Origin of the sequence: Streptomyces sp. WAC06614 (genome assembly GCF_003949795.1) — a bacterium.
In the GTDB taxonomy this organism is placed as follows: domain Bacteria; phylum Actinomycetota; class Actinomycetes; order Streptomycetales; family Streptomycetaceae; genus Streptomyces.
The window spans coordinates 1-6,280 of the sequence record NZ_RPRY01000377.1 but is presented as its reverse complement, the minus strand read 5'-3'; the positions used below and the strand labels follow the sequence as shown (position 1 = coordinate 6,280).

General features: G+C 75.4%; 5 protein-coding genes. 2 read left to right on the top strand and 3 right to left on the bottom strand.

Going from position 1 to position 6,280, the window contains the following annotated elements; translation table 11 throughout:
• The 3 genes from EF918_RS38710 to eccE all read right to left on the bottom strand — a co-directional run.
• The coding region (locus tag EF918_RS38710; RefSeq protein ID WP_260610826.1) for an SCO5717 family growth-regulating ATPase at positions 1–839 on the bottom strand (839 nt) is incomplete at its 3' end.
• Between the two features lie 487 nt (positions 840–1,326).
• Positions 1,327–2,025 (bottom strand): hypothetical protein, encoded by a 699-nt coding sequence (locus EF918_RS31110; protein ID WP_125652269.1) that lies wholly within the window; start codon positions 2,023–2,025, stop codon positions 1,327–1,329.
• Positions 2,022–3,305, bottom strand: coding sequence for a type VII secretion protein EccE (gene eccE, locus EF918_RS31105; protein WP_125652268.1), 1,284 nt, complete (start codon positions 3,303–3,305; stop codon positions 2,022–2,024). The genes EF918_RS31110 and eccE overlap by 4 nt, the downstream gene beginning before the upstream one ends.
• Before the next feature lie 259 nt (positions 3,306–3,564).
• Here eccE and eccB point away from each other — a divergent pair, with 259 nt between their 5' ends.
• A complete protein-coding gene (gene eccB / locus EF918_RS31100; protein WP_125652267.1) occupies positions 3,565–5,163 on the top strand; it encodes a type VII secretion protein EccB in 1,599 nt (532 codons plus the stop codon).
• A 62-nt stretch (positions 5,164–5,225) separates the two neighbouring features.
• Positions 5,226–6,280 (top strand): type VII secretion-associated serine protease mycosin (gene mycP / locus EF918_RS31095; RefSeq protein WP_312847880.1); only part of this gene is annotated, 1,055 nt, incomplete at its 3' end.

Below are 6,280 nucleotides of genomic sequence, written 5' to 3'. Positions count from 1 at the left end.
CCCGGGAATTCCCCGGCGCCCTGTCCCGCGGAGTCCGCGGCGTCCTGCCCGGGCACGGGCGGCTGCGCCTGCCCCGGCACGAACGGGGGCGGGACGGCCGGGCCCTGGCCCGGCACGAACGGCGGCGTGGTCGCGGGACCCTGGCCCGGGAATTCCCCGGCGCCCTGTCCCGCGGAGTCCGCGGCGTCCTGCCCGGGCACGGGCGGCTGCGCCTGCCCCGGCACGAACGGGGGCGGGACGGCCGGGCCCTGGCCCGGCACGAACGGCGGCGCGGTCGCCGGACCCTGGCCCGGGAAACCCCCGGCGCCCTGACCCGCGGAGTACCCGGAATCCTGCCCCGGCACGGACGGCGTCACCTGCCCGGCCCCCGCCACGACGGCCGAGCCCTCCCCGGGAACGGGTGCCGGGCCCTGCTCGGCGACGGGTGCCGGCCCCTGCCCGGCGACGTGTGCCGGGCCCTGCTCGGCGACGTGTGCCGGCCCCTGCTCAGCGACGGGTGCCGAACCTTGCCCGGGAACGGACGCCAACCCCTGCCCAGGCACGGGCGTCTGGCCCTGCCCAGGCATGGGTGCCGGGCTCTGCCCGGCGGCAGGGGTCGGCCCCTGGCCGGGGACGGGTGCCGGGCCCTGGCCCGAGGGCGGGGCCGGGCGGTGGGGTTCGAAGCCGCTGCCTTCCGGGAGGCCGGGGACGGCGCCGGACGGGGCCGAGTTCTGGGTGTACCAGGCCGGCGGGGTGTAGTCGATGGTGAACTCGCCCGTCAGCTCGGGCTCCGCGTCGGACTGATCGTCCGTCGGGACGTCCCACGCCCCGCCGCGGCTCTCGTTCCGATCGCCGTTCACTTCGTCCTCCTGGTCTGGTCGAGCACTGCCACGGGCGCGTACTGCGGCGCCACGCCCACGGTCAGCCTAATCCCGGCAGGTTGCCGGGACCCGCGTCCACGGCGGTTGCCCCGGACACACCCGGCCGGGACGACCGCCCCGTTCGGGACGGTCCCCCCGGTTGTCCCGGCGGACCGGGACAGCCGATCCGGTCCACCCGGTGGACCCGGTGGACCCGGTGGACCCGGCGGGCCCGGCCCACCCGGCCGACCGGCACGGTCGATCCGGCGCACCCCGGGGGGCGTTCCGGCCCACCCGGCTGCCCGGCAGAGCCGTTGCGGCCGACCCGGCCGACCGGCCCGGCCGACCGGCACGGTCGTTCCAGCCAGCCAGCCAGCCAGCCAGCCAGCCAGCCAGCCAGCCAGCCAGCCAGCCCGGCCGGGACGGCCGTTCCGGCCGACCCGGGAGGGGCGTTCCGGCCAGGCCCACGCGGCCGACCGGGTACGCCTCAGTCGATCCGCCGGGCTGCGCCCAGCAGCCCGGTCTCCGCTTCGGTTCCCTGGGTCATCACGAAACGGCGGTCCCGCTGGTTGCACCACAGCGTCACCCCGTCGCCGAGCGTCGGCAGGGAATCCACCGCCGCACGCGGCAGGTTCATCAGCCGGCCGATCTGCTCCGCCTCGTCCGGCGACACCCGCTGCACCCCCACCAGCGCCGACTGCTGCAGCAACCGCGGTGCCGTCGGGCTCAAGTACGGCAGCAGGGTCAGGACCGACTGCCAGGGGCCGGCCACCACGCGGCCGCGTGGGGGGCGCATACCGCAGTCGCGGACGACGAGTACCGGGCTGCCGGCCGACGCGCCCTGCGGCGGTACGCGGCCCACCTCGTGCAGGGTCACGCACTGCTGGCCGCCGCCGGCCGCCTGGGCCAGTGCCGACCAGACCTGGCCGCGGCCGGTCTCCACGGCCACCCGTGCCCCGGTCGCCGCCGCGCGCAGCGCCAGCACCTGGGCCGTCCACAGGCCGCCGATCAGCGTCACCTCGTACGGCGTGGGGCGGTTGACGCCCAGCACCGCCGGCCGGCCCTCGGCGTCCACGCCGATGACGACGCCGTCGTCGCCGATCGGCAGCGCCAGGGCGTCCAGCTCCTCCGCGGGCACCGCGTGCCGTTCCCGGCGCGGGCCCACCAGTCCGTAACCCACCCTCATCGTGCGCCTCCCAGCGGCAGCGAAGCCAGCACGCCCGGGAGTTGCTCCCGGTCCAGCCGCACCAGCCCGGTCTTCACGCCCCGGGCGGTCCGCTCCAGCTCCCGCCGGGCGGCGACCAGTTCCTCGTCGCTGCGGCCGGTGATGCGGACGTGGCCGGTCAGGGTCACGCCGTGCCGCTCCGCCGGGGCCAGCGTCAGGCTGAAGTTGGTGGCCAGCGCGGGCAGCGAGGTCAGCAGCGCCACGAAGTGCGGCAGCGGGGCCGCCCCGCCGCCCAGCTGCGGCCAGCGCGCTATCCAGTACGTCGTGTGCCGCCGGTCGTCGCAGCGCCAGGTCCGCGGGGTCTCCTCGGTGCGCCGCCCGGGCGTACCCGAACGGCCGGACGCCCGCCCCGCCTGCGTGATGGCCATCGGGTTGGCGCACGAGGACGTCGCCAGCGCCGCCGTCAGCTCCTGCTCGGTCAGCACGGTCGCCCGGAACCCGGCCCCGGCCAGCCGGCTGGCCAACTGGTCCGCCGCCCGCACCACGCACCGCTGCGCACCTTCGAGGCCGCCGCCGCGCGCGGCGACCGCCTCCGGGCACAGCTCCGGGTCGAGCTTGAGAGCGACCCACGTCAGCCGTACCGCCGGCGCGCCCGTCCGGGCCTGCAGCGGCGCGTAGTTGCGGGTGGCCATGGACTGGGTCGGCAGGTGCGGCGCGGGCGCCGGCTGCGTGTGCTGGACCAATTGCGCCGACTCCAGCCGGATCCCGTCGACCTCCAGCGCGTCCCGGACCACGCCCAGCGGCAACGGCCGGGCGGCCCGGTCCTCGCGCAGCGCGGTCCCGTCGGCGTCCACCTGGACCAGCACGGTCAGGAACGTGCCGTCGCCGATCATCCCGACCGGCCGCCGGTCACGGTCGCTGAAGGTGTACGTCCGCAGCGCCGGATCGGCCTCCACCACGGGCGCCAGCCCCGGTTCGGTCCCCGGCGGCACCACCAGCGAGGCGGCCCGCCGCCGGCGCGCCCGCAGGGCGAGGGCGGAGCCGATCCACTCGGGCAGGGACCGCTGGTGGCGCCGTACGACGGCCAGCACGACCAGGACGGCGGCCAGCACGCCCGCGGGCACCAGCAGCAGCATGTCGAGCACCGAGGCCACCAGCAGCAGGGCCGCGGCCACCTGGAGCAGGACGAGTTGTTGCAATCGGAACGGGCCGAAGCGGCCCGGGCTCGACTTCGGGTGCGGAGACACCCCGCCCTGCGGCGGTGCGGCCTCGGCCGTACGGCGTCGCGTCGCGGTGGCCATCACTGGTGCAGTTCCCCTTCCCGGGGCCAGACCCCGAAAGTCCCCACGGCGCACGGCACATGGCCGTGACCCGCCGGAATCTCCCCAATCCACCCGAACAAGCCCTGATTACCCCGGTACGGAAGGCAGTGAGCGGCAGCCTCACCCTACCCGCCCCCTGGGCACCCTCCGTCAACAGGCATAGTAGGTGGCCGGTCCGACGATCCAGGCCCGGGGACCGAACTCACCGACCGGGCCGTGCGGGGAGAAGCAGGCGGTCATGGCATCACGACGTGATGAGCTCAACGCGTACACCTTTGCGAAGCGGCGCACGGTGGCAGCGTTCCTCCAGCCGTCCGCCACCGGCACCGAGGAGGGCGCGCCGCGGCCGCTGCGCGCGGTCGTGCCGAGCCTGGTGACCGGTGCCGTGATCCTGGCGGCCTTCGGCGGCTGGGGCATGCTCAAGCCCACCGCCCCCAAGGGCTGGGACGAGCCCGGCGCCAACGTCGTCGTCGGTAAGAACTCCACCACCCGGTACGTGGTCCTGACGACCAAGGTGAACGGCAAGGACCAGACCCGGCTGCACCCGGTGCTCAACCTGGCCTCCGCCCGGCTGCTGCTCGACCCGCAGAAGTCCAAGGTCGTCACCGTCGACGACGCCGTCCTGGACAACGGCAAGCTGCCCCGCGGCCCCATCATCGGCATCCAGTACGCCCCCGACCGGCTGCCCTCGGAGACGGACGCCGGCACCGCCAAGCGGTGGGCGGTGTGCCAGAAGCCGGGCGGCAACGGCCAGGGCGTGCAGACCGCCACGTTCGTCCTCGCCGCCCGCGAGGCGGGCCTGATGGACGACCAGCGCAAGCTCGCCGACGGCCAGGTGCTGTACGTGCAGAGCACCGGCGAGTCCAAGGACCGCTATCTCGTCGACGCCGTCGGCACCAAGTACAAGTTCCCCGAGGGCCCCCCGGGTTCGGCGGCCGCCCAGGACGCGCAGAAGCTCACCAACGCCCTGGTCGGCAGCGGCGCCGCGCAGCCGGTCTCCGAGCAGTGGCTGGCCACCCTGCGCGAAGGCGAACCGCTCGGCTTCCCGCAGCTGCCCGGCTCGGTCGGCGCCGACGCCAAGGTGCCGGGCCTGGTCACCGCCGAGAACAAGGTCGGCATGGTGCTGCGCGCCCAGACCGGTTCGGGACCGCAGCACTACGTCGTCCTGCCCGGCAAGGTCGCCCCGGTCTCGGACTTCACCGCCTGGCTGCTCATCAACGCCCCCGCCACCGACATGCTCAACATGCGGGGCAAGCCGCGCGAGGTGGACCTGCAGTCCCTGATGCCGGACGCCACCGCCTTCCGTGGCGACGCCCGCTGGCCGCTGAAGAAGTCCACCCAGGTCAACCGCACTGCGGCGGCCGGCACCGCGGCCCCCACCGCCGGCCAGGGCGGCGACCGCGACACCGTCTGCAACGTGCTGCGTTCGGTGGACGGCCAGGGCGTCCCCACGATGAGCACCTGGGCCGGCTCCGGCTTCCCCGTCGACATCACGGCCACCGGCTCCAGCGCCTACGTCACCCCCGGCTCGGGCCTGCTCTACACCCAGATCCAGGGCAACCAGGGCACCGCCGGCGGCACCCTGTTCCTGGTCACCGACACCGGGCTGCGCTACGCCGTGCAGGCCAACGGCGACTCGGACGCGGCGCGTTCGGGCATCGGCGCGGCCGACCCGAAGAAGGGGGCCGGCGACGGCCGGCCCGAGGCCAGCCAGGCCCAGATGCGGCTCGGCTACGGCAAGGTGGTGCCCACGCTGGTGCCCATCGCCTGGTCGGAGTTCCTCTCCAAGGGTCCCCGCCTGGACACCAACGCGGCCCGCCAGCCGCAGGGTTCGTGAGGCCGTCGATGCCGAAGACGCCCCGCACCGCCGGATCCCGCCCGCGTGCGCCCCGTAGCGCCGTGGCTCTCGTCCTCGCCGTCGCCGCCGTCGCCGCGGCGGCCGGCACCACGGCCGCGGCGCCTGCGCCCGCCGCACCGGGGTCGGCCGCGCCCGGTGCGGCCGTGCGCCTGGCCGGGGCCGGCGAGTGCACGTTCCCGATGAAGAAGCAGATCGCCGACCGCCCCTGGGCCCTGCAACGGGTGCTGCTGGACGCCCTGTGGGCGGAGACCAAGGGCAAGGGCGTGCGGGTCGCCGTCATCGACACCGGCGTCGACCGCGCCAACCCCCAGCTCTCCTCCGCCCTCGACGTCGGCGCGGGCAAGGACCTGCTGGACCCCAAGGGCGGCGACGGCACCAACGACACCGTCGGCCACGGCACCAAGGTCGCGGGCCTGATCGCGGCCCGCCCCCAGGAGGGCACCGGCTTCGTGGGCCTGGCCCCCGAGGCCACCGTCATCCCGATCCGGCAGAACGACGAGCGCCAGACCGGCAAGGCCGACACCCTCGCCGACGCCATCGAGCACGCCCTGGGCAAGGGCGCCCAGATCATCAACATCTCCCAGGACACCACCCAGCCGATGACCGAGGACTCCAAGCTCGGCCAGGCGGTGAAGAAGGCGGTCGCCGCCAACGTGGTGGTCGTGGCCTCCGCGGGCAACGACGGCCTCCAGGGCGAGAAGCGCAAGACCTACCCGGCGGCCTTCCCCGGCGTCCTCGCCGTGGCCTCCAGCGACCGCAACAACGAGCGCGCCGCCTTCTCCCAGCCCGGCGACTTCATCGCCGTCGCCGCCCCCGGCGTCGACATGGTCTCCACCGTCCCCGGCTTCGGCCAGTGCGTCGACAACGGCACCAGCTTCTCCGCCCCGTACGTCGCCGGCGTCGCCACCCTGCTGCGCGCTCAGCACCCCGACTGGTCGGCCCAGGAGATCATCTGGCAGATCGAGCAGACCGCCGAGCGCTCCGTCAACGGCAAGGACGACTACGTCGGCTGGGGCGTGGTCGACCCGGTGCGCGCCGTGACCCAGGACTCCCAGAAGCCCAAGGCCCCCACTCCCGACCCGGGCCCCCCGCCGGC

Excerpts from the sequence above, each read along its gene's own strand:
- EF918_RS31110 (WP_125652269.1), bottom strand. The coding sequence starts at position 2,025 with ATGAGGGTGGGTTACGGACTGGTGGGCCCGCGCCGGGAACGGCACGCG.
- eccB (WP_125652267.1), top strand. The coding sequence starts at position 3,565 with ATGGCATCACGACGTGATGAGCTCAACGCGTACACCTTTGCGAAGCGG.
- eccE (WP_125652268.1), bottom strand. The coding sequence starts at position 3,305 with ATGGCCACCGCGACGCGACGCCGTACGGCCGAGGCCGCACCGCCGCAG.